The sequence below is a fragment of the Ktedonobacter robiniae genome, from assembly GCF_016587375.1.
Classification (GTDB): Bacteria; Chloroflexota; Ktedonobacteria; order Ktedonobacterales; family Ktedonobacteraceae; genus Ktedonobacter; species Ktedonobacter robiniae.
This window is the reverse complement of record NZ_BNJG01000002.1, coordinates 1,231,886-1,254,716: the sequence shown is the minus strand read 5'-3', so window position 1 is coordinate 1,254,716 and position 22,831 is coordinate 1,231,886. Positions and strand designations below refer to the sequence as shown.

Here is a 22,831-nt window from a genome sequence, read left to right as displayed (position 1 = left end):
GATGCGCTCCACTCCTGTCAAGCCATCCTGTTTTAGGTCTGCTGTGCAAAGGGGAGGCAGACGGTAAAGGTGGAGCCCTTGCCCTCCTCGCTCTCGACGGTAATCGAGCCGTGGTAATGCGTGACGATCTCGTAAGTGATGTAAAGGCCCATGCCCAGGCCGGGGAAGGCCTTCTCGCTTGTCCCATACGCGCCACGGTTGAAGCGCTCAAAGATCTTCTCGCGTTGGGGTGCTGGTATACCCACGCCATGATCGCATACTTTAATACAAACCCATCGCTCGCTTTCTGAGAGAAAGATATCCACCTCATGGGCCTCGGGAGAGTATTTTACCGCATTTGTTACCAGGTTGTTCACGACCTGAGTGAAGCGTTGCGGGTCGCACACCAGGACGTGGTGTAGGTGTCCATGTAAGATGAGCACATGGTCGGAAAGCGTAGGTTGAAGTATCTCAATGGTTTCGTGAAGCACTTTGTCTGGGTCGAGAATTTCGTCTTCATAACTGAACAAGCCCATCTGGATTTTTGAGACGTTCAGCAGGTCGTCAATGAGACGCTTTAAGGCATCAACCTGCAATTCCATGCGCATAAGATCATAGTTTGTGCGTTTATCGCCCTCTCTCTGGACTCTGCGCCGCAGGAATTGGACCAGCATTTTCAACGAGGTAACGGGGGTCTTTAGCTCATGACTGGCGAGGCTGATAAACTCATCTTTACGCTTTTCAAGCTCTTTCCGTGCGGTGATATCCACAAAAAAGCTGATGGCTTTTCCACTCTCTTTATCAAGCAACGCTGCCCCTACTACCACAGGGACACGTTTCCCATCAGGATGTTGATACTCCTTTTCATAAGGATAGCAGGTACCACTCTCCCGCAATTCCTGGATCGCTTTCTCATCTCGCTCAAGATACTCTGGTGCCGTCAATTGGTCCCACCGCACCTCGCCTCTATTCATATCTTCGCGTGTGCTCCCCAACATCTGTAAATATGCGTCATTTGCTTCCCACACATGCCCATAAATATCAGTGATACCGATACCAATGATGTTGGCATCAAAGAGGGTGCGAAATTGCAACTGTCTCATACGTAGAGCAAACTCAGTCATCTTTTTGTCGTGGTTATCTGTGCAGGTGCCACACCAGCCAACAATGTTTCCTTGCACATCACGTATGGGCACAGTGTAAACCAGGAACCAGCGATATTCACCGGTAATCCCATTCCGTAAGCGATACTCATTCTCGCCGGGTTCTCCCGTATGAACCATATTGTACCAATTTGCCAGCGCCTTCTGGCGATCATCGGGATGCACACACTCACTCCAGCCGTCCCCACGCGATTGTTCAATCGATGTCAGGGTATAATTACTCCACTGTTTATTCAAGTAATCAATATAACCATCGGGTCGAGCGGTCCAGATAATGGTTGGAATGGCGTCGATCAAAAAATGCTTTTCATCCTCTAAGCGTTTGCGCTCGGTCACGTCAAACCCGGTCCAGATAAGATACTCACCCTGCCTTGTGCTATCAAGAAATGGCATGATCGTTACATCGACATCGCGGTAAAAATCGGAACGAGGGAACACACGTATATCAAAACGTACTGTCTCGCCTCTCATAGCCCGTTCCATGACCTCGCGGATCTGGAGTCGCGTTTCGAGGGAGTGCGACCACCAGGGCATCTCCACAACATATTTACCTACAAGATCATTCAGGCTCATGCCGGTGTCTTCTAAAATGGCGTGATTCACTTCCAGGAAGCGGCCATCGCGTGTCATGACAATAAGGCCAAACCGGGTGCCATAATTGACAACTTCGCGATATTTTACAATATGTTTCACTCTCGCCGAGATATTATCAATTTGCGGCTCCTGACCCATAATGCCAGCCCCTTTTAACCTGCAAAGCCAGGGCTATCCTTTCCCTACAGCAAGAGCAAAGATCCTTTTTGTTCGTTCCTGGTCACATTTCTACTTTTACTCTTCAATCAATTAGTTCTGCTTTAAATAGCTCAACACTTATAATGCCCTCTACAATACTACACATATATCATAGACAAAAATACAAGGCAAGCAATTTATCGCAGTAGGGGGCGCCTTGCTGGGGAAAGGTCATGTTGGGCGCGGTGCCCGAATAATAAGCCTTGCCGGATACGGCCAGGACAGAAAGAATAGATGGGCAGAAATGCATAATTGGGTAGACCTGGGTGCTTCTTAATTGGTGTTGTAACATTAGAGAGATGAGAAACAGAGGCTTGAGCATTGCTTGAGTTACCATATGCATGTTCTTGCATAACGATAATTACAGCTAGAGGAATATGAAAGGAAATAGATATGGGAAAGGTCTCCACGGGCTTCTCGATGTCACTGGATGGTTTTGTTGCTGGACCAAACGAAGACTTCCAACACCTCTTTGCCTGGATGATGGGCGGCGATACCGATTACACAATCAAAATTGGCGATAGAGAGCAAACGCTCAAGCTCTCGGCGGCGAGCATCGAGATGTATGATGAAGCCATCAACACCGCAGGGGCTCTCGTGGCTGGGCGCAGATTGTACGAACTTACTCATGGATGGGGAGGGCACCATCCCATAACAGCCCCGGTCGTCGTCGTGACGCATCGCCCCGCACCAGAATGGGTTCAGGAGGAATGGCCGGTAACCTTCGTCACAGATGGCATCGAGAGCGCCATTGAGCAGGCCCAGAAGATCGCAGGCAACAAAAAGGTTGTTATTGCCTCCACGACTATCGTGCAGCAGTGCCTCAATGCTGGCCTGCTCGACGAAATTCACATCGACCTAGTTCCCGTCCTGTTGGGCGAGGGCGTGCGTCTCTTTGAGCACCTCAAGGTGGCCCCCGTCCAACTCGATGGCCCTCACGTAAGTATCGGCAAAGGGGTCACCCACCTCACATATAGCGTCAAGAAGTAGGAGGCGCGTTACTTGATGTATGCGCCTACCCGCTTCGCGGCGTTGGGGGAGTCAACGAAGTGAAAGGATATAGGTGTTAAACTATCCGTTCATCAAGCCACAACCGCGTAGGCGCGTACGTCAGTGGCGCTTGTTCACTTGACGATGCGGAACCAGAGATCGGTTCTCGTGGGAGACTCGAAGACTCTTATTTTCTCCAGTTGTAGCTGCTCATTGACGAGAGGATCGAAAAATCGTAGGCCTTCACCAAAAAGGACAGGGACGACGCCCATATGGATCTCATCGGCCAGCCCGGCTCGTAGGCATTGCTGAGCAGTATTCGCGCCTCCTACCACCGTGACTTGCTTCTCGCCCGCGGCGTTTTTAGCCTGCTCAAAAGCGCTTTCAATGCCATCGGTGACGAATGTCACTGTCAACTTATCATTTTGCCCCTTAATTTCCCCTTCTGGAATGGTATGCGTCAGGACGAAGATTGGCACTTGATACTCGTAACCCGTTAAATCTCCCTCTGCCATGTCGTAGGAACGTCGACCCATTACCACCGCGCCTGTCGTCCGTATTTCCTCCTGTAACATCTCTGTGCTTCGCAACGCTTCAAAATCAGGATATAGGCGGCTGATATCATTATGACGGTCATTCATAAACCCATCCAGTGAGATGGTAGCGCCGATAATAACTTTTCCCATAACACCTCCAGAGTATGCATAAAATGTTTTCTTTGCTACCATCTTACGTGCTACCAGCGAAAAAAACTTCTCCGATCTTGCTGAAAGTCTTGGTAAGTAGCGCTACTTATTTTCAGAGTTGTTCGAAGATTTCGTCCAGGGTGAGGACTTTCGCGAAGCCTTTACGCAAGACCTGCAATTCAGCTTCTTGCATGGTGGGATCGTCTGTTGCGGGAAAAAGTCGTTACCTTATCTACAATTTTAGGACTACACTCACTAGACAAGGTGCCAGGTAGTAGATGCAAGACAATAGATTGTCTTGTTTGCTTGCATAGTATACAATTATTCAAATCAATGTGTTTTGCAAGTGAAAGAAACACTTATGACCTTGTTACCTCTGGACTTATCAGGCAAAGAAAAACCTCGCCAGATACAGGAAAACTTGATAGCTTATATGCGCTTGTTTGCTGGACTGCCCGGTATAACTATGTATGACGCGGAGTCGTTCTGGTTCGTAAGCAACAAACCGGCCCCTGGTAACTACATTTTGCGCACAAGCTTCGAAGATTCTCGTACAGAGGAGCGAATAAATGACATGCTCGAACAGGTTGGCCAATGTATTGAGCATATTGATTGGTTTGTGTTTCCTGACGATCAGCCAGGGGACCTTGGCAAGCGTTTGGAAGCACGCGGAATGCCAGGCGGACCAGGTGGCAACTGGTTATTAGCCGATCTAACATCTCTTGGCGCTGCCCCCACTGTGACGGATAACTTTCGTATCGAACAGGTTCACAACGATCAGATGCTCTCAGAGTGGGTTTACGTCTCCGAGGCAGGTTTTGGCTCAGATCTATCAATATTCTACGATGCCTATATGCGGCATGGGTATGGGTTGGACGCCTTCTCACTGCACTATATTGGGTATCTGAACAATATGCCAGTAACTGCTGGTACCCTGTTGGATGCTGGGGGCTGTGCCACAATCTATGATATATCGACACCACCAGCCTTTCGCCATAGAGGGTTTGGAGGCGCGATCACGCATGCTTTGATGCAAGAGATTCGTAACCGGGGCTATGCTGATAGTTGATCAAAGGATAACCATCTATTGCAATGATTATCCTTCTCACTTTAACCTACGCCTGTTTACCAAACAGCGGACTAGGCGGGAGGATGCACTACGAGCATCCTATGCACCCCTCTCTACTGAGAGATGTTCACTCGTGAGATGATTCCAGGAACATCTCTGGGGGATCCCAGAAGCTCAACTGGACGGGAGGCCCGGCATCCTGGATCCTCTGCTGATTCTGCTGTTTCCACGCTTCATGCCGCGTCATGAGGAGCGCCTTGACCTCCGAGGTCGAGCGACATGCCGCCAGTTTCCGATCCCCCCAGCGTCCCGCGAGCGTCTGTGCGGCTTTGCGGTCGGCCTGGTCTGCGTAACCACAGACCAGGCACTTGAAGGTTTTCTGGTTCGGCCGATTAGCGCGATCGACATAATGGCAGCGGGGGCATTCCTGAGAGGAATAGGCGGCTCGGACCGTGTGGGCTGCCATGCCCTGTTTGGCGGCGGCCCAGGCCAGCTGCTCTGGGATATGCCCCAGGTGAGAAGCATACAGATAACTGTTCATCACCCTTGCTTTGAAGCGCATCGAGGCCACATTGAGGTCCTCATAAATGAGTCTGGCATCTGGATGATCTTTGACCAACTCATTGACCGCCCGGTTGATCTCTTGCTTGACGTGACGGCTCAAGCGTTGCGACGTTTCAGAACGTGTCGAAGGAAGCTTGCCCTTTGGGACGCCTTTCTTTTCCAGACAGGCTCGCAGTTTCGCCTTGCGGCGACGCTTTTCCCGATCGTGCTTGTGCTGTCGGGCCATCTTGCCATGAAAACTGCCATACTCTTTATTGGTGGAGGTCGTGAGGAAATGGGCAATGCCCACATCGACGCCTACTGTAGGGGCGTCAGGCTTGGTTTGAAGAGGAACGTCCTCGTCAAAGGAGAGCGTCAGCCACCAGACTCCATTGCGCTTGTGAAGTGTTGTGGATGCATTGAGCGTGCGGCCTTCGAGTGCTCGTTTGTGATAGGAGGCGAGTTTGACTGGGACTCGAAGCGGATTCCCGAAATCTAAGGTGGACACGCGCAGCCAGTAGTCGAACGTGGAGTCCTCCGACTTCTCGACCACCACCACGTTGACATTGGCTTGGATGACTGGCACACGCAGCACAGGGAGATCCCATTCGGTCCAGGTCGGTTCGCGGCGTTTGAAGGCGGGCATCCGGCCTTCCGCCTGAGCTTTGGCCTTGGCCTGAGCGTAATCAGCCACATCTTCCAGGTACGCCTGATAGGCGTTCGCTCGATTAGTGCGAAAGCTTTTGGCAATGCCTGCGGCTTGCTGTATCGCCACTCGATGCAAGCGGTCGGAAAGATCGGTTTTGAAGACGGTTTCTTGGTACTTGTCCGGGCTTGTCTCGGCCTCGCAAAACAGGGTGGTGTACTGTTGGCACAGCGGCAAGTAAACCGCCACAAGCTGATCGAGCGCCTCAAGTTTGCCAGGATTGGCCTCAATGAGAGGGATATGGGTCACCGCTCGAGTGATGGTCTGCTTCGTCTTCTTTTTGCGCTTGCGCTTTTTTTTCTCATCAAGCGAGGCTTTTTGGGGCTTCTTGCTCACGGGCGGGTCCATTCTGCTGCAAAGCCGCTAGCACTTGTTCCGTCTTGCGTTTGGCTCGTCTGCGACCATAAAGACGAGCGCAAAACGAGGTAATGATGCTGATAAAATCGCCCATGAGATCATCTTCGGCGGTATCAGCTGTGTTGACGATGACCAGTTTCCGTCCTTGCATAGCCAACAAGGTCTGAATATAGGCCACGCCAAAGCGAGAAGCGCGATCTTTGTGTTCAACCACGATCTGCCCGATTTTGGGATCTGCCAGCAGCGCCAGAAACTTGGGCCGCTGATCGTTGATGCCACTGCCGCACTCTTTGACGACTTTGCTGACCGACCAGCCTTGGGCATTGCACCAGGTCACCAGCCGCTCGGCTTGCCTTTCCAGGTTGTCTTTGTTTTCGCTGCTTGAAACACGAGCATACACAGCGACGGCGTGGACCGGAACCGAGCGAAGCTCCGGCGGATCAATGATCACGGTGCCGGTGGGCAATTGATAGCCGGGAATCTGGCCGCGTTTCCACATACGCCAGGCGCTGTTATAACTGATCCCAATCTTCTTGGCATAACTCGATAACTTCATACATCCAAGTTTACTCTATCTGCTTGAGATATGCAAGAGATGATGATACTTTGTGATGGTTGCTTATACAAAATGGATACCTGGATATGGGCTTCAAATATGGGCAAAAGCGTCTATCAGAAGCTCGGTTATATCGATGTTGATTTTGGTCTGCGCGAACATGTGTGGCACAGACCTTCACGATAAGGTATGAAGCAAGCAGAAGCTAGACAGGCTTAGATGCGGGCCATAAGTGACACGCTTTACCAGTGCAAATGGGTTGAGCGATTCTACTATCATCCGTGAGTCCGCGTATTTCCGTCGAGGACTTCGTCAAGGGTCTGGGATCGTCGCCAACAGCCGAAGATGTTGTCGATGCGGTCGTTGAGCTGGCATCCTACTCTGGAAGCAGAGAAGGAAAGGCCTTTTTGCTTTCCAGGAAAGGTTTGGAGATGCTGGCATAGACTGGGTAGAACGATTGACTCCCCGTTTGCTGGTTTTTCTGCGTTGGGAATTGTCCCCTAACTCTGCCTGAAAATGTTACTTCATATTCTTATGAGACGTCTCAAATGAGAGAACAATAGGTATAGACATCTATACCTATAAGCGCAACTAAGCTTTATAGAGGTCAGGAAGTATGCATATAGTAACTCAGAAAAAACCAGAGGTTGTGATCGCAGAAAGCGACAGGGCTATTGCGCGCATGGCAGCGGCAGAAATTGCCAACTTGATTCAGACGCGCAATGCCGCAGATTTACCTACCGTGCTTGGTTTAGCTACGGGAAAAACACCGATCTTACTCTATCATGAGTTTATTCGCATCGCTCGCGAGAAAGCATTGGATTTTTCACGGGTCATTACCTTCAATCTTGATGAATACTATCCTATGAACACTCATTCTCCCCAAAGTTATCATCACTTTATGCGTGCAAATCTCTTTGATCACATTGACATACATCCTGCTCATATCCACATTCCCGATGGTACACTCTCCCGAAAGGACATAGCAAACTATTGCGCTGAATATGAGGAAAAAATTCAGCAGGCAGGAGGGATAAACTTGCAGCTTCTGGGGATAGGTGAGAATGGCCACATTGGGTTTAACGAGCCTGGATCAGACGTGGATACGCGCACGCGATTGGTAACGCTTGATCCGATCACTCGGCAGAACGCTGCCGCCGAATTTGGTGGCGAAAAGAACACTCCAAGTGAAGCTATTACGATGGGAGTTGCGACCATCTTGGAGGCCCAGAGAATTATCTTAATCGCTTCAGGGAGCAAGAAGGCGCATACTGTCCAACAAGCGATCAATGGCCCCGTCAGTGCGAATGTTCCCGCAACATATCTCCGCTCACATAGCAATGTAACGATATATCTGGACCCTGCTGCGGCAAAACATATCAAATCTGTGTAAGGGTTTTTCATCTGTGCGGGGGCATGACGCTACTGAAGTACGCGTCTACATATTCAGGTACGGGGCATCTCGTCCTTGATATGTAGACGCGTACTTCAGTAGCGTCGGCTGGAGCAGGAGCCAGGCCTGAAGAAGACGGTGCAGTAATTGACCCTGCCAGGCACACGGAGCAATACTTTATTAGCTCAGTATACTCCCGGCGCTCATAGCGGAAAACTCGGTGACCTTTTCTGGTAGGAAATGCAGAGCCACAGGAGCTCGCTGGAGTAAGTTCGTTACTACTTGCGGTCGTATGCCTGCCTCTTTCACATAGCGTTCTATCAGGCGTTCGAGATCCTGCCGGACGAGCGTCTGATCTTCGATGATGGAAACGCGTCCATAGAGGCTGACAGAGCGACCCGCACCTCCCACACAAAGCGCGATGCGAGGATCACGACGCAGATTCTTGATTTTTTGGCTGCGGCCCGGGGTAGTTATGACCAGTGTCCCATCATCTGCCAGCAGATACCAGATTGTGGTGACGTGGGAACTCCCATCTTTGTTTAAAGTACTGACCACTGCTACATGGTCTTCACGGAGAAATTCCCTGGCCTCATTGGAAAGCATATTTGTCATCGATCTCTCTCTCCTTTTCCTCTTTCAACAGTGCTCATCGAATATGCAACATTGTTGTATAAGCAACAGTTTAGTGTATACTACACTGTTGTACTGTTGGAAGTGTAAGAGAAATCACGGCTTTCGGCAATCAGCAAACAGACCAGATCGTTGTGTAGACAACATCAAAGGGAAAGTGTTGGTTTCTACGACGTGTGAATAAGAGCGCGCAGATCGCGAGGAGAAAAGATGTCTGGAGCGGTGAACACAAACGACCCACGAGTGCAGCGCACCCGTCAGTTGCTGCTGCAAGCATTCATGGTGTTACTGGAAGAAAGGCACAACATTCACTCCATCTCTGTGCAAGAGATTACGAAGTTGGCCACGGTGAATCGGGCCACGTTTTATGCCCATTTTGAAGACAAATATGCCCTTTTGGAGAGCTGGATGCGCGAGAAGTTTCACCGGGCGCTTTTGAGTGAGCTCCCTGCTTCATCCACTTTGCGGATCGACACGCTCCGCTTGCTTATTTTGGCCGTGTTTCATTTTCTTGCTCGCTTTCGTGATCAGCTCAAGCCTGCCGATAGACAGTTTGAGCCGCTTTTCGAGATTGCTTTGCAACAAGAACTCTATCAGGTTCTCCTGGCCTGGCTCACGCCTGTTGTCTCAAGAGATCCTAACCAAAGGGAAACCGTAGAAACGACAGCATTGGTCATCAGTTGGGCGATCTTTGGTCCAGCCGCTCAATGGAGCCGGGGAGAACGCATCATCCTGGCAGAGGAGATGGTCCATCACGTCTTGACAGTCGTAATTGCTGGCTTGTCCCCCCTCATCACTGTTATGTGACCGATGTTCTAGATGCGCGCCATGAGCGATATGCTTAGCCGTTTGAGGAACTCGGCTCCCTTGAGGGGATTGCTGTGACCATCAACAAAGATCTCAAAGCCTGGTTCCTTGATGAAGGATGCGAGCATGGACCAGTTGGTCTTCCGCTTGTCGCTCTGCTGATAAGCGGGCGGGGGATAATAGCAATCGCCCAGAAACATCACGCCACGCTCTTTGATGCGTACGACGATTGAGTCAGCGGCGTGCACGCCCCCAACATGTTCCAGCTCTAAGGTCAGTCCATCCAGCGGCAAAGTCATAGTCCGCGCAAAGGTGGTGCTGGGGAGGATATAGCGGAATGTGCTCTCTCGCTCAATGGCCTGGGCGAGCGGGTTATGCTGTGCCGACTCTTGCTGCTTGCTCAATTGCGCCGCTGAATGTGTGAGCAGTTCCTGGCAGAGATCATGTGCGATAACCGACGCGCCAAAGACGCAGGCGCCAAAGGTGTGATCCCAATGATGATGTGTGTAGATGATACGGCTGACCGGGGGCGCCTGGATGCTCTCCAGCGCGGCTTGGATGCGCCGCGCGTGCGAGGGACTATTGCCGCTATCTATTAATACCGTCTGCGTCGCGGTGCAGATAATACCAACATTTGGCCGCACCTTGTTGGCATCTCGATCCCGAGGAAAGATCCAGATATTCTCGGCCAGTTGTTGTAAGCTTTCAGACATCACCATTTCCCTGCTTTCTATTCCCATGTGGATGCCTCTGATTGTATCATCATCACAAAAATTGGTACAGCTAGTTTCCTCTCCAAAGCTTTACATCCACCTTGACATATGGATTTGTGGAGGTTATTATGTCCATGGCAGATATATCTGTAACGGATGTAATAATGGACAGAGAATTCTACTAAAAAAGGAATGGACACATGGCTATTAGTACCGTGGTTTTTGATATTGGGGGTGTGTTGGAACTGGATGTGATTGAACTGGTGGATATTGGCCTCGATGCTCGATGGGAGCAACGTCTGGGCCTGCAACCTGGAGAGTTGAATCAACGCATGGAACCGATATGGTTGGCTGGCTCTCTGGGTGAGTGTACTGAGGAGCATGTGCATCAGGAGATGGGTAAACGCCTGAGCATGAATCAGGAGCAGATAGAGGAGTATATGCGTGAGATGTGGGACTGGTATTGTGGCCGGTTGAATGTGCCCATGGCTGACTTCTTTCGCAGTTTGCGCCCACGCTATCAGACGGCCATCCTGAGCAATAGCTTTGTAGGTGCTCGGCGCGAAGAGCAGCAGCGCTACCATTTTGCGGAGATGTGCGATCTGATCATCTATACTCACGAGGAGGGCATTGCCAAGCCTGACCCACGCATCTATGAATTGACATGTAGGCGTCTAGGCGTGCGACCCGAGGAGATGCTGTTTCTGGATGATAACCAGAAGAATATTGCAGCGGCGCAGGCGCTGGGCATCCATGCCATCCACTGTGGCGAGACCGAGCAGGCCATCGCCGATGTACAGGCCTGCTTGCAGGCAAATATGTGAACCTGGCACGACGCTACTAAAGTACGCGTCTACATATAGAGGTACGGAGCGTATCGCGCCATGATATGTAGGCGCGTGCTTCAGCAGCGCGCCACTCTCTGTTTGACAGGAGCCTGAAATTTTTATAAAATCGAAGTGCTTCTATTTCATTTCAAGAGTGTGAAATTATGGGATGTAGAAACTGATCGACGCTGTTGCCGACGCTGCTAAAGCACGCGTCTATATATAAAGGCGCGATAGCCTGGTATCTCCATATGTAGACGCGTGCTTTAGCAGCGTCGTCTTCCGCTCTCCCCACACTCTGTACAGAGAGGTTGCCGCGCTATGCCGCTTTTAGAGATATTGATGCTTGATGTTGGAGGCGCGATAGCCAAGGGATTGCTCACGCGCTGGCTCAGTAGCAATGCCCTGGTCTCAGATGCCGCGTCGAGCCTGGCGGACGTGCTGAAGGCGCGTATCAGTGATCGCCTGGCACAACAGCGTGCACGTCAGCAGTTCGAGACCATTGGGGAGAAGGTGGGTGAGAGCCTGGCCCCTATCTTCGAGATAGAGGGAGCCGCCCTGGATGAGAGCTCACGCGCAGCCATCGCCAACGCCGTAGCCGATACACTGAACACGGCTAATAGCGCCCTCCTGGCGCGGCATAACCTGGAGCCGGTCGAGATCGCGCGCGAGTTACTGAAAGAGTATCCCGCAAGTTCCTATCATTTCTCGCAGAGCGAGGGGTATCTCTATGAGCGGATCGTCAATGAATCCTGTCAGTATATTGTGGATATCGCCTCGCAGCTTCCCCAATTTACCGAGCGCACGCTCTCCGAGGTACTTCTCCGCGAGCGCCAGCTCGTGAAGACCGCCGAGCGTATTGTGGACGAGGTCACGCGTCTGCGCCAGCAGCTCAATCCCCAGGTAGAGGCGAAGCGCTTTGAGCTGGACTATTGCCGGACGGTGATCCGCAAGCTGGATGAGCTAGAACTCTTTGGTTCCGGGATGTCGGTCACGGCCCGCAAATACTCCTTGAGTCTATCCTATGTCGCGCCCTCGCTTGAGTACGAGGTACTCAGGCCTTCACAGGAACATGAGAAGTTTCGTCGCCTCGATTCCGGCCTGGCGGGAAAGTCGCATCTGGTGCGTACGGTGGTGGAGGCTCCTAAGCTGCTGGCGGAGTCTTCCTATCTCTTGCTGCGTGGGGATGCCGGATCGGGGAAAACTACCTTGATGCGCTGGATTGCTGTACAGGCCGCCTCGCTGTGCTTCCCGCCAGAGCTGGCCTCCTGGAATGGGCTGGTACCCTTTTTTATTCGCTTGCGCCGGCATGTGCATCTTGAAGGTGGGGGTGTGCCGCGCTGGCCTGCGCCTGAAGACTTTCCAGGCCTGGTCGCGCCGGCCATCGCGGGCGCGATGCCCCAGGGATGGGTCCACAGGCAATTGCAGGATGGGCGCGCCATTGTATTGATCGATGGTATCGACGAGGTGCCGGGGGTCATGCGCGAGAGCGTCTACACCTGGCTGGCGGATCTGCTTGAAAGCTATCCCGCGTCTCGCTTTATCGCCACCTCGCGTCCCTACGCAGCGAGCAAGAATGATCTTCCTGCTCAGGAGCGCCTCACGGAAGCGCAGGTGCTTCCTAGGAGCCCGGCGGCCATCGAGGACTTTATTACCCACTGGCACGATGCCATTGCGGCCAATCTCCAGGATGCGCAGGAGAAGCAAGGCCTGCGTGTATCCGCGACGCGCCTCGTCGCCGAGATCCGTGGCAACCGCGCCCTCCAGCAGCTAGCCACCAGTCCCATACTCTGCGCCATGCTCTGCGCGCTCAACCGCGAGTGGCGTCAGCAGCTCCCCTCCAACCGGGTCACTCTCTACGAGGCTTGCTGTGAGCTGCTCATCGAGCGACGCGACCGGGTCAGGCGTATCTCGCTGGTGGACTACCCCGCCGCTGTGCTCTCCTACGAGCAAAAGAGCCTGCTGCTCTCCGACCTGGCCTACTGGCTCGTGCGCAACGGGCAGACCGAGGTCTCCATAGAGACTGTTGACGAGAGACTGACGCGCCGCCTTGGCCATATGCTAGGCGTGTCGGGCAATCTGCAAGGAGCGGATGCGCGTCAGCTCTTTATTGAGCGCTCAGGCATCCTGCGCGAGCCAGTCAAGGACGCGCTCGACTTTACGCACCGTACCTTCCAGGAGTATCTCGCTGCCAAAGCCGTGGTCGATGAGAACGACATTCCCTTGCTCGTAGAGCATGCCCACGACGACCAGTGGCGCGAGGTCGTCCTGCTCACCGTCGGTCTTGCCCCGCGCACCGTCCGCGAAAACCTTGTTGAGCGTCTCCTGAAGCGAGCTGAAACCAGAAAGCGCGTCCGCGAGAAGCTCTATCTCCTGGCCGCAGCCTGCACCCAGGTTGCACACGAAGAGATGAAGCCAGAGATCCAGGCGCGGATCTCGCGGGGCCTCGCCAACCTCGTCCCCTTCCAGAGCGTCGAAGAGGTTGAGGCCATGAGCGCTGCCGGAGCGCTTGCCATCCCTCACCTGGCCCCCCGCTTTGAGTATAGCTCATATATAGTCGCAGCCTGCGTTCGCGCCCTTCTCCAGATAGGGACTGAAGCGGCATATGAGGCGCTCATGGCCTACACTACAGACGATACTAATAGGGTGATAGAAGCGCTGGTTCTGGGACTTAAAGACGCTATCGATAAGCCTGCCTACGCCCAACGCTTCCTTGCTCATGTCAAGAGTATTGTCGCCTCATCAGAAACATTTGAACTTTTGCCCCGGCTTCCTCATCTTACCTCTTTGGAGTTGTTATGGGACTTAACCGTACTGGAGAGATTGCCGGGATTGACCTCCCTGGAGCTGTTTGACCTGGACGAGGTAAGGGACCTGACCGCGCTGGAGAGATTACCGGGACTGACCTCCCTGAAGTTGTCATCCTTGCCTGGGTTAAGGGACTTAACGGTGTTAGAGAGATTGCCAGGATTGACCTCCCTGGAGTTGTTTGATCTGCGTGAGGTAAGGGACCTGAGCGTGTTGGAGAGTCTACCAGGACTGACCTCTCTGAAGTTGTCAGTCCTGCGCGAGGTAAGAGATATAACCGTGTTGGAGAGATTACCAGAACTGACCTCTCTGGAGTTGTCAGGTCTGCCCCAGGTAAGGGACCTAACCGTGCTGGAGAGGTTGCCAGGACTGATCTCTTTGGAGTTGTCAGCCCTGCGCGAGGTAAGGGACCTGAGCGTGTTGGAGAAGTTTTCGGGATTGACATCCTTGAAGTTGTCATATCTGGACGAGATAGAGGACTTAACAGTGCTAGAGAGGTTACCGGGACTGACCTCTCTGGAGTTGTCATATCTGGACGAGATAGAGGACTTAACAGTGCTAGAGAGGTTACCGGGACTGACCTCTCTGGAATTGTCAGGTCTGGGAGAGATAAGAGGTCTGACAATGTTGGAGAAGTTGCCATTTCTGACTTCACTCTCATTATCTGATTTTCCTGAACTGGCAGATCTTTCTGGGTTGGAGAGGTTGCCCGGACTCACATCCCTAGATTTGTACAATCTACCCAAGGTAAACGATTTTACAGTGCTGGAGCGGCTTGAAAAGCTGGAGTCTATTACTATTGGCTTGCTGAATAGTAGGAGTGTTTTTCCGCAAGGGGTGTTGAAGCAGGTACGCATTAAAAGATTGAGATAGTAGCACCCTGGCGCACATCCTCAGTCCTCATGCATGGGCAGCGTACTATGTCTTTTGAATAGAAAGAAGGTATCATGAGCGATCTCTTGCTGACGGCTGGGAAGAGAACCGAGAGCACTCTCTCAGAGCGATTTGGTGGGCGGGTAAAGTTGGGTGAGGGGGAGGAATTGCAGGGGAATGCGCGCTCGCGCGTGTTGCGCTTCCCGGTGCAGGAGGGGCCAGGATCGGCGCCTGAGAGCGTGATAGTGAAGCATACCAATAGCGAGACATTCGCTCGCGAGGCGAGTAATGGCGCGGCTTGGCGTCTGTTTAATGATTGGGCTAGCTTACAATTTCTAAGCCAGGTGGAAGCACCAGAGCCGTTTGCTCCTGCCTTTTATGGCGGAGATGCGCAGGTGGGGCTGTATGTCATGGAGGATCTCAAGGCAGGGACGCGCCTGGATCATCTGCTGCTATTGCAGGATCCTCAGACGGATCGAAGAAATAGTCCGTTAGCTCAGCAATCGCGTCCCACATCCTGCCTGGATCTGCAAGAAGAGTATAACAAGGAAAAGCCAAATACGTCAAGTGTTTTTGCACTGGGAAGCAATTCAGAGGCCGCCGAGGACGGGCTGATGGCCTACGCCAGGCTGCATGGTCGCCTGCATGCTTTGACCGCCGGGCGCGAGGCAGAGTATTTGCGGATACGCAAGCGCCTGGGGCCAGTCGCGAGCAGTGATAGCTACTATAACTACGAATGGCTTTCGGCGGCGCTGTATGAGATCACTGGCTTGCTGGATGTGCCGGTCAAGCTGGGTGCGGATGAGGAACTACAAGACCTGCGCGCTAGCCTGCTTGCTCCTGGTCCCTTCAATGTCTTTGTGCAGTCAGATGCCGCGCCGGATAACTTCCTCTTCGATGGCACGCACTGGCGCTTGCTGGACTTTGAGGGCGCTCGCTATACGCACGCGCTCCTAGAAGCCTCTTATTGTCGCATGCCCTTCCCAACGTGCTGGTGCGTCTATCGCATGCCGGAGCCGCTGATAGAGCGTATGGAGACTGTCTACCGGGCCGAGCTGGTAAAGGGCTGTCCCGAGGCAGCGGATGACGCGCTCTTCTACCGTGGGTTGGTTGGAGCCTGCATCACCTGGGCTTTGAGCTTCCACGCCATGATGCGCACCCTGGAAAAGATGTTGGAGCAGGATCGCCTGCTGATTGCGCTCACCGACCGCCAGCGCTTCCTGCTTTATCTCAACTCAGCTGTCCAGGCCTGCGCATCCTTTGGCTACCTCCACGCTGTGGGCGATACCCTGCACGCTTGCGCCAAACAGCTCACCCAACGCTGGCCCGAGGCCGCCAACCCGCCTTACTATCCCGCCTTCAGTAGCCGCGTACGCCAGTAGCGGGCGCCCGCTACTGGCGTACGCGGCTACTTGCGAGGAGCCTCTAGCTTATTTGCTTCTCGTATAGGATAACTTCCAGGCCCTGGTAGTTATCGCGGCCAACTTCGCGGAAGCCGTTCTTCTCGTAGAGCCTCTGGGCGGGAAGCTGGAGGATGGAGGTGTCGAGGTGCAGGGTTCGATAGCCGAGGGCGTGGGCACGGGCTTCGAGTTCGGTCAGGATGAGCTGGCCGTAGCCGTGCCCCTGGTGATCGGGATGGACACGCATGCGTTTGATCTCGGCGCGCTCCGGACTTGTGCGCTTGAAGGCGCCCATCGCCACGAACTGACCATCGCATTCACCAATCAGAAACTCTCCTTGATTCTGGAGATACACCTCCTCGATGGCATAGACATCATCATCCCAGGGACCACGCCCCAGGTAGGCCCCGGTCTGCTGAATGGCATGCACATGTAAGTGTTCAACTGCCTCTCGATCAGCAGGCTCATAACGGCGCAAGGTGAACATGGAATGTATCCTCACAATTACTCGCAGATAGCGCCACAGGCCAGCGGCGCTATCGGTTGCTTGTTACTGTTAAGGATCATATGCGCTGGAACAAACCACTGTCAAGCCAATTATCATCTCTCGCCAATCAAGGCCACGTTGTTGTATTGGCGGGAGAAGGGGCCACGCTCCAGGCGCGCCACTTTGAAGCCGTTGCGCAGCATGTCTGGCACGACTTGTTCCTCAAGGGTGGCCTGGAGGGGCCATAGTTCTTCCACTCCCTGGGCGTTGAGCATGCCCGTCGCCAGCGTGACAATCATTTTGCCACCGGGTCTGAGAACACGCCTTAGTTCCTGGACTATCTGTGAAGGTTCGGGCCAGAAATAAAAGGTGTGGATGGTCATGACCTTGTCGAATTGCTGATCCTCGAAGGGGAGGGTTGCGAGGTCTCCCTGCTTTAAGACGACGCGTCCGGCCTGGATGGCCTGTGCGTTCCGCTTTGTCGCTACCTGCACCATAGTTTCGGAGAGGTCAATACCCATGACGCGCCCTGCCGAGGCCTTCGCTGCAGCTAGCATAATGCCCCGGCCCGCACCAAAGCCTACCTCTAAAACTGTATCCGTTGGCTGAATGTCCAGCAATTCAAGCGTCCAGTCAGTTTCTGGCTGGTGCTGTTGTATCATCCTCTCGCCAACCACGCGCCCAAGTTGGCCCCTTGGCCGCTGGTGCTGCTCATGCCACTTACCCGCGAGGCGTTGCTTTACCTTCATCAGGTCCCTCTATGAAAATATGTTCTATTTGGCGTATTATATCATCATAGCGCTCTGGAAGCCAGATCTTTGTGTGGAAAGGGCGCGATTCACATTTTTGCATCCCATAGTCGCCCCATTTATGACTTTGCTGGAAAATTCTGTACGGACAAGTTACCATGCGCGGAAAGGTATCCAGAGGCTTTCAAGACCGGTAGGGACCCGGTTTACCGCGTCCGAAGGCGATTAATCGCCTGTGGGCGCAGCCTGAAAGATGCTGAAAAAGACATTTCACGTCATCATGCGCTTGCCACATCGCAATAAAACACGGCTGCGCCGACAGGCCATAAATGGCGTTTGGACGCGATTTATCGCGTCCAAACCAACAATTGGGGCGCCTCTTGAAAACGTGTTCGGACAATTTGACAAAATTTCCCAGCAAAACCATAAATTGGGGCCTATGGCTGATATGGCCTAGCAAATAATGGCGGTATTCTTTATGTATCTGCAAGCACTATTTTGGCTGTGAGGTATTACCACAAATTCGTGCTTAGAATATTTGGATAAAGGCTGTACAATAGATGGGTTTATGTGGTATGATTGGAAGTAAGAACAAATGCACCAATATACAAGATATGCGAGAGGGTAGCTTCATCTTCTTTGCATGTGTACGCGGCGGTTGATAGGTGGAAGGGACAACAACACTATGACCACGAGTCAAACACGCAGATATGCCCATGGCGCTTGTCCACACTTCTCACTGTTACGCAGGTGCATACCGTAATTTTATAGAAAGGAAAACGGAACCACCTTTTGTGTGAGAAGTGCCGATTAGCCGTCAGCAGCTTTCTCAGGTGATTCCGTCCCATAAGCATATGGGTATAATACAGCCATTCTTTGTGCTTGTCAACGAATTAAATATCAATATAAGTGCCTCTTGTAGCGTAGTACCACAGTCTGGAAAGGTCTCTATGCCGCACCAAAAGCCGGTGCAGGGAAGCCACCAGGGCGAGGATACGCCAGCAGTAGCATCAATAACCTCAAAAAAAGTCTTTAAAAGTGAATCTCCTGAAAGTACTAACTTCCAATATGGCTATCGCGAGTTTGAGGGTTTTAAGGGCAAACGCCTCCTGAAACGCCTGATGAAATATATCCTACCGGGAGCGCTCTGTTCCCTCTGGGAAGCGATCATCGAGTTTCAAAAGCAATCTCAAGAGGCCTATATCGGGGTCGATGCTCTGGCAGAGTATATGAACCGCTGTGAACGTACGATACGTAATGGCTTGAGGGCGTTGCAAGACCTGGGGTTGCTGGTACTGCAAAAAGAGCGCATCCTCCTCAGGCAAAGCGATGGGAGCTTTCAAGCTCGTAAGGTAACGTGCAAAAAATTTGACCCACTCCATGACCTGGCCTTTCGCTATATGCATTGGGAGAAGTCCCCGGAATATGTGCCACCCACCTGGGATCATGCTGAGTTTATTCTCAACCACGAGGAAATTCTCTTTCAGGTGCGCGATTTCGCAAACTATCGGCGCCTCTTCAAAAAGAAGCCGGGACCCAAGAAACGCCACCAGGGGGAGGAACAAGAACATCTACCCGCTATCCGTTGCTCCAATACTCAGTGCTGTTATTGCTATGATCAAGCGGATGCAATCAAATCTGAGCTTCATATGCGCTTTATGGCGCTCCATAATGTGGAAGATATGCTAGAGTGTGATAAAGGCAGGATAAGCACACTTTGGAATAAATATCTCCAAGGATATTCCCCGTATAGTATAGATACTAAAGTTAATACTGAGAGTCCGAATTCGAAGTCGGATTTTTTGCAAAAATGGTTAGAGATTTTTCTTCGAGAAGAAAAGGATCTTCGCCAGAAGTATAGCTGCGAGCATTGTGGGCACATGACCCTTACTCAGAGTCACCTGTGTGGGCAACATTCTCGGGCTGAGATGCTGCTCAGCCCGCCTGCTTTTGGAGAAATTGGCCTGGAGCAGGCGAGCGAGTGCGAAGCAAGCGTACAGGCTGAAGAGCCAGTGACAGAGGCGAGCGGGCAGGCGAAACAGGCGCTAGTTGCCCAGGTCGCTGTGCTGACTGGGGGAGGCGGTGACTGGCAGGAGCGCTATCAGCCCCTGGCGCAGGGACCGCTCACACACGAGGAGCTAGCCCGGCGCAAGGCTGGAGGCGGGAAAACCAGGCCAACAGGCAAGAAAGACGTGGCGAAACAGTATCGCCCGCAGCGCCTGCCTAGCATCAAGGAGCAGCAGCGTATGCAGCCTCGCCAGCCCTTGACGCACCGCCTGATGTTGCTGGGCTACAGGGCCTCGGAGAAGCTGCGCGATGCCAATCCGTACTCGACGCAGAGCAACCTGGTGAACCACATGCAGCGCCTCCTGCACTTCGCCGCCGAGGCCCGCCTGGAGAACCATGCCAGCATCGTCGAAGACTGGTTTTATCGGACCATAGAGTATTACCTGGACGCTGCCTATGGCCTGGCTGGTATGCGTAGCCGTACCGACCAGGGGCATATCAAGCGCATGCCCTGGTTTATTACAGCCCTGAAAAACGCCGTCGTCGATGCCTGCAAGGCACTCTCACGCGGTGAACCTCTGCCAGAACCTGCCAATCAGGCGAGGAATGAAGAAATGGATAAAGAGGCTATCACACCAATGTTGGAGTCTTGTGAGGAGGATTCTATGCAGCCAGCCGAGCCAGCTGAAATCAACGCGCGAACACCTGATGAGCAGCCAAGCGTATGGCATGAAGTCACTATGCTATCATACGAAGAGCACCATATACCCATGCAGCCAGGTAAGCCAGTCGAGGCCTGGTCAGCTAGTGAGGCACAATGTGTGGTTCAGCAACCAACTGATACACCGACTAATACTAATTGCGAATCCCAGAGATATTCTTATAGTCATGAGGCAAGCAGCGATAGCTTACCAGGAGAAGGGCAGCCTGGGTTCTCTGTAGAGCAGGGGGAGGCGATCCCTGTAGCGAGGCAGCCAGAGGTGGACCCTTTTCCCTATCCGGCGCGTCAAAAGGTCAGACGCTTGCTGGAGCGCCTGGGAGTGCAGGAGCAGCTTGAGTTGAAAAATACCTGCCCAGCCTGCAGCTGCCGCTTTGCGTATATCGAACCGCGAGGCGATGGCGGGAACGACTATTACTGCTGTCGCTGTGCACCCTCCCTGGCATGGTCCGATGAGCTCTACGAGCGCGTCTTAGAGGTGTTGAGCCTTCCCGTTGAAGAGGTCAAGAACTGGGGCTGGCGGTAAACGCAAGAGGCTTCTGCTCGCTTGTTATAGTAGAGGTGTGATGATAAGATATGCGCGTGCTGTTTCGGTGGTATGGTGGTCCTGGCAGGCGCAACCTGCCAGGACCACCATACCACCGAAACAAGAAAAAATCTTAAGCAACAAGGATTTGTAACGCGTGTCGACAATTTTTGTGATTATACTCGCAATTCTCGGTATTGTTCTGCTGGTGTTGCTGACCACAACGCTGTACTTCTATCGCCTGGGGCTTGTACGGCAAGCAAGCAAGGAGATGCTGGCGACGAGCCCCGACCTGCCTAATTACCAGGAGGGGGATGTTCCGGTCGAGGAGACGCCCTGGATCGAGCGGCAGCCCTTTGAGGACATCGACATGATGTCTTTGGATGGGCTGAAATTGCGCGGCTATTACCTGCCCGCGCCGTGGGAGACGGCGCAGACTGCCATCCTGGCACATGGCTATGCCGGTCACGCCAAGAAAGATATGGCCTTGCTGGCTCAGCTCTATCATGAAGAGTTTGGCTATAATGTGCTTATGCCCGATGATCGTGGACATGGCGCCAGCGAAGGTGGCTATATTGGCTTTGGATGGCCCGACCGCCTGGACTACATCAAGTGGATCCACTCTATTATCCAGCGCGTTGGCCCAGAGAGCGAAATCGTCCTGCATGGCATCTCGATGGGGGGCGCGACGGTCCTGATGACGGGCGGAGAGCGCTTGCCGGAGCAGGTAAAGTGCGTGATTGCCGATTGCGCCTATACCTCAGTGAAGGACATTCTCTCTTATCAACTGGGGCGCATGTTTAAGCTACCACCCTTCCCCCTGGTCTACCTGACGAGCCTGGCCTGCAAGCTGCACGCTGGCTACTTCTTTGGCGAGGCCTCGGCCCTCAAGCAGGTGCGCAAGACCCGGCTCCCGACCCTCTTTATCCACGGCGCGGACGACACCTTCGTCCCCACTTCGATGGTCTACCCTCTCTACGAGGCCTGCCCCGTCGATAAAGAACTCCTGATCATTCCTGAGGCGACCCATGGCATGGCCTATTCGACTGACCCTCAAATGTATGCCGCCAAAACGCGAGCCTTTTTAAAACGCTACATGAAGTAATTTTAAATAAAGGGCCTGGCCAGGCGTTTGACGATCTTTCTCAAAAACTGATACTATAAAAAAACGCGTAGAAACATGTAAATGCTGTGTTTACCCATGGAAGGAGATTTCTGTCATGGAATTGACACCTACACAGAAGCAAGCGCTTTACGAACAAGGGTATGTGGCGCTGCCTGGTATTGTGCCGCAGGAACTGGTTGAGAAGGCCTTGCATGCGATAAACGCCTCGTTGGGTTCTGAGGGGATGGATCCCGAGCGCCTACCTACCTTGCGGGCGCAAACATATTGTCCAGAAATTACGGCATCGCCAGAAATTACCGGTTTACTCACTGAGTCGCCGCTCTGGAGCTTGAGCGAGTCGGTTATTGGACAGGGGAGTATCAGTCCTGTAAAAAGTGGCCAGATTGCTCTGCGCTTTCCCGCGCCCGGTCCTGCCCGCCCGCCTCGTCCCCACCTGGATGGCATGCATTCGTCAAACAATGGGGTCAAAGAGGGAACGATAGCCAATTTTACGGCACTTATCGGTGTCTTCCTGAGCGCTATTCCTCATGATTTTATGGGGAACCTGGCGGTCTGGCCCGGAACGCATCGGTTATATGAGGACTATTTTCGCAAGCACACGCCACAGTCCCTCCTCAAGGGTCTGCCCGAGGTAAATTTGCCTGAGCTACAGCAGATTACCGCCCAGCCCGGCGATGCCGTCCTCTGCCATTATCAATTGGGGCATGGAATCACCATAAATACTTCGCCCTATATCCGCTACGCTATCTTCTTCCGCCTGCGCCACGTCAACCACGAACAGTGGCAATGGGAATGCATGACCAATATCTGGCGCGAATGGGCAGGCATGCACGATTTTGTGAATAGCAGGGTGGGCTAAGAGGTCCGATTCTGTCCTGTAAATGTGCTACAGTAGCCGTGTGAGCGCAAATAGTGCTCTGTGC

General features: G+C 52.8%; 18 protein-coding genes. 10 read left to right on the top strand and 8 right to left on the bottom strand.

Annotated elements, in window-relative coordinates; all coding sequences use genetic code 11:
• Nucleotides 1-32: 32 nt before the first annotated feature.
• A complete protein-coding gene (locus tag JMJ04_RS26075) occupies nucleotides 33-1,874 on the bottom strand; it encodes a PAS domain-containing sensor histidine kinase (protein WP_201373343.1) in 1,842 nt (613 codons plus the stop codon).
• A gap of 453 nt (nucleotides 1,875-2,327) precedes the next feature.
• On the opposite strand from JMJ04_RS26075, the gene JMJ04_RS26070 reads away from it, so the two are divergent.
• The gene (locus JMJ04_RS26070) at nucleotides 2,328-2,924 is read left to right on the top strand and encodes a dihydrofolate reductase family protein (protein WP_236038405.1); all 597 of its coding nucleotides are present in this window, start codon (nucleotides 2,328-2,330) and stop codon (nucleotides 2,922-2,924) included.
• Between the two features lie 134 nt (nucleotides 2,925-3,058).
• On the opposite strand, the gene JMJ04_RS26065 is transcribed toward JMJ04_RS26070, so the two are convergent.
• Entirely contained in the window at nucleotides 3,059-3,610 is a 552-nt protein-coding gene (locus JMJ04_RS26065; protein WP_201373342.1) for a dihydrofolate reductase family protein, read from the bottom strand.
• A gap of 574 nt (nucleotides 3,611-4,184) precedes the next feature.
• On the opposite strand from JMJ04_RS26065, the gene JMJ04_RS26060 reads away from it, so the two are divergent.
• Complete coding sequence (locus JMJ04_RS26060) at nucleotides 4,185-4,679, top strand: GNAT family N-acetyltransferase (protein WP_201373341.1); 495 nt, start codon at nucleotides 4,185-4,187, stop codon at nucleotides 4,677-4,679.
• Nucleotides 4,680-4,806: 127 nt separating this feature from the next.
• On the opposite strand, the gene JMJ04_RS26055 is transcribed toward JMJ04_RS26060, so the two are convergent.
• A complete protein-coding gene (locus JMJ04_RS26055) occupies nucleotides 4,807-6,264 on the bottom strand; it encodes an RNA-guided endonuclease InsQ/TnpB family protein (RefSeq protein ID WP_236038489.1) in 1,458 nt (485 codons plus the stop codon).
• Nucleotides 6,233-6,841 (bottom strand): IS607 family transposase, encoded by a 609-nt coding sequence (locus JMJ04_RS26050; protein ID WP_201373339.1) that lies wholly within the window; start codon nucleotides 6,839-6,841, stop codon nucleotides 6,233-6,235. The genes JMJ04_RS26055 and JMJ04_RS26050 overlap by 32 nt, the downstream gene beginning before the upstream one ends.
• A 616-nt stretch (nucleotides 6,842-7,457) precedes the next feature.
• Here JMJ04_RS26050 and nagB point away from each other — a divergent pair.
• A complete protein-coding gene (gene nagB, locus JMJ04_RS26045; RefSeq protein ID WP_236038403.1) occupies nucleotides 7,458-8,234 on the top strand; it encodes a glucosamine-6-phosphate deaminase in 777 nt (258 codons plus the stop codon).
• 180 nt (nucleotides 8,235-8,414) lie between these two features.
• Here nagB and JMJ04_RS26040 read toward each other — a convergent pair whose 3' ends face one another.
• Nucleotides 8,415-8,849: a pyridoxamine 5'-phosphate oxidase family protein gene (locus JMJ04_RS26040; RefSeq protein ID WP_201373338.1), complete on the bottom strand. Its 435-nt coding sequence runs from the start codon at nucleotides 8,847-8,849 to the stop codon at nucleotides 8,415-8,417.
• Between the two features lie 228 nt (nucleotides 8,850-9,077).
• Here JMJ04_RS26040 and JMJ04_RS26035 point away from each other — a divergent pair, with 228 nt between their 5' ends.
• The gene (locus tag JMJ04_RS26035) at nucleotides 9,078-9,674 is read left to right on the top strand and encodes a TetR/AcrR family transcriptional regulator (RefSeq protein ID WP_201373337.1); all 597 of its coding nucleotides are present in this window, start codon (nucleotides 9,078-9,080) and stop codon (nucleotides 9,672-9,674) included.
• Nucleotides 9,675-9,682: 8 nt separating this feature from the next.
• Here JMJ04_RS26035 and JMJ04_RS26030 read toward each other — a convergent pair whose 3' ends face one another.
• Nucleotides 9,683-10,387 (bottom strand): MBL fold metallo-hydrolase, encoded by a 705-nt coding sequence (locus tag JMJ04_RS26030; RefSeq protein WP_201373336.1) that lies wholly within the window; start codon nucleotides 10,385-10,387, stop codon nucleotides 9,683-9,685.
• Between the two features lie 200 nt (nucleotides 10,388-10,587).
• Between JMJ04_RS26030 and JMJ04_RS26025 the strand changes: the two genes are divergently transcribed.
• From JMJ04_RS26025 to JMJ04_RS26015, 3 genes are all read left to right on the top strand, one after another.
• On the top strand, nucleotides 10,588-11,211 hold the full coding sequence (locus JMJ04_RS26025; protein WP_201373335.1) for an HAD family hydrolase: 624 nt from the start codon (nucleotides 10,588-10,590) through the stop codon (nucleotides 11,209-11,211).
• 324 nt (nucleotides 11,212-11,535) lie between these two features.
• Nucleotides 11,536-14,895, top strand: a complete 3,360-nt coding sequence (locus JMJ04_RS26020; RefSeq protein ID WP_201373334.1) for an NACHT domain-containing protein — start codon at nucleotides 11,536-11,538, stop codon at nucleotides 14,893-14,895.
• Nucleotides 14,896-14,969: 74 nt separating this feature from the next.
• Nucleotides 14,970-16,277 (top strand): phosphotransferase, encoded by a 1,308-nt coding sequence (locus JMJ04_RS26015; protein WP_201373333.1) that lies wholly within the window; start codon nucleotides 14,970-14,972, stop codon nucleotides 16,275-16,277.
• A gap of 43 nt (nucleotides 16,278-16,320) precedes the next feature.
• On the opposite strand, the gene JMJ04_RS26010 is transcribed toward JMJ04_RS26015, so the two are convergent.
• The gene (locus tag JMJ04_RS26010) at nucleotides 16,321-16,782 is read right to left on the bottom strand and encodes a GNAT family N-acetyltransferase (protein WP_201373332.1); all 462 of its coding nucleotides are present in this window, start codon (nucleotides 16,780-16,782) and stop codon (nucleotides 16,321-16,323) included.
• A gap of 113 nt (nucleotides 16,783-16,895) precedes the next feature.
• Nucleotides 16,896-17,531 (bottom strand): class I SAM-dependent methyltransferase, encoded by a 636-nt coding sequence (locus JMJ04_RS26005; protein ID WP_201373331.1) that lies wholly within the window; start codon nucleotides 17,529-17,531, stop codon nucleotides 16,896-16,898.
• A gap of 950 nt (nucleotides 17,532-18,481) precedes the next feature.
• Between JMJ04_RS26005 and JMJ04_RS26000 the strand changes: the two genes are divergently transcribed.
• The 3 genes from JMJ04_RS26000 to JMJ04_RS25990 all read left to right on the top strand — a co-directional run bounded on the left by JMJ04_RS26000 (nucleotide 18,482) and on the right by JMJ04_RS25990 (nucleotide 22,767).
• Nucleotides 18,482-20,782 (top strand): hypothetical protein, encoded by a 2,301-nt coding sequence (locus JMJ04_RS26000; RefSeq protein ID WP_201373330.1) that lies wholly within the window; start codon nucleotides 18,482-18,484, stop codon nucleotides 20,780-20,782.
• A 157-nt stretch (nucleotides 20,783-20,939) separates the two neighbouring features.
• Nucleotides 20,940-21,887: an alpha/beta hydrolase gene (locus JMJ04_RS25995; protein ID WP_201373329.1), complete on the top strand. Its 948-nt coding sequence runs from the start codon at nucleotides 20,940-20,942 to the stop codon at nucleotides 21,885-21,887.
• 115 nt (nucleotides 21,888-22,002) lie between these two features.
• On the top strand, nucleotides 22,003-22,767 hold the full coding sequence (locus tag JMJ04_RS25990) for a phytanoyl-CoA dioxygenase family protein (RefSeq protein WP_201373328.1): 765 nt from the start codon (nucleotides 22,003-22,005) through the stop codon (nucleotides 22,765-22,767).
• Nucleotides 22,768-22,831 lie beyond the last annotated feature (64 nt).

Coding starts and splice junctions, on each gene's coding strand:
- JMJ04_RS26075 (WP_201373343.1), bottom strand. CDS start 1,874: ATGGGTCAGGAGCCGCAAATTGATAATATCTCGGCGAGAGTGAAACAT.
- JMJ04_RS26070 (WP_236038405.1), top strand. CDS start 2,328: ATGGGAAAGGTCTCCACGGGCTTCTCGATGTCACTGGATGGTTTTGTT.
- JMJ04_RS26065 (WP_201373342.1), bottom strand. CDS start 3,610: ATGGGAAAAGTTATTATCGGCGCTACCATCTCACTGGATGGGTTTATG.
- JMJ04_RS26060 (WP_201373341.1), top strand. CDS start 4,185: ATGCTCGAACAGGTTGGCCAATGTATTGAGCATATTGATTGGTTTGTG.
- JMJ04_RS26050 (WP_201373339.1), bottom strand. CDS start 6,841: ATGAAGTTATCGAGTTATGCCAAGAAGATTGGGATCAGTTATAACAGC.
- nagB (WP_236038403.1), top strand. CDS start 7,458: ATGCATATAGTAACTCAGAAAAAACCAGAGGTTGTGATCGCAGAAAGC.
- JMJ04_RS26040 (WP_201373338.1), bottom strand. CDS start 8,849: ATGACAAATATGCTTTCCAATGAGGCCAGGGAATTTCTCCGTGAAGAC.
- JMJ04_RS26035 (WP_201373337.1), top strand. CDS start 9,078: ATGTCTGGAGCGGTGAACACAAACGACCCACGAGTGCAGCGCACCCGT.
- JMJ04_RS26030 (WP_201373336.1), bottom strand. CDS start 10,387: ATGTCTGAAAGCTTACAACAACTGGCCGAGAATATCTGGATCTTTCCT.
- JMJ04_RS26025 (WP_201373335.1), top strand. CDS start 10,588: ATGGCTATTAGTACCGTGGTTTTTGATATTGGGGGTGTGTTGGAACTG.
- JMJ04_RS26020 (WP_201373334.1), top strand. CDS start 11,536: ATGCCGCTTTTAGAGATATTGATGCTTGATGTTGGAGGCGCGATAGCC.
- JMJ04_RS26015 (WP_201373333.1), top strand. CDS start 14,970: ATGAGCGATCTCTTGCTGACGGCTGGGAAGAGAACCGAGAGCACTCTC.
- JMJ04_RS26010 (WP_201373332.1), bottom strand. CDS start 16,782: ATGTTCACCTTGCGCCGTTATGAGCCTGCTGATCGAGAGGCAGTTGAA.
- JMJ04_RS26005 (WP_201373331.1), bottom strand. CDS start 17,531: ATGAAGGTAAAGCAACGCCTCGCGGGTAAGTGGCATGAGCAGCACCAG.
- JMJ04_RS26000 (WP_201373330.1), top strand. CDS start 18,482: ATGCCGCACCAAAAGCCGGTGCAGGGAAGCCACCAGGGCGAGGATACG.
- JMJ04_RS25990 (WP_201373328.1), top strand. CDS start 22,003: ATGGAATTGACACCTACACAGAAGCAAGCGCTTTACGAACAAGGGTAT.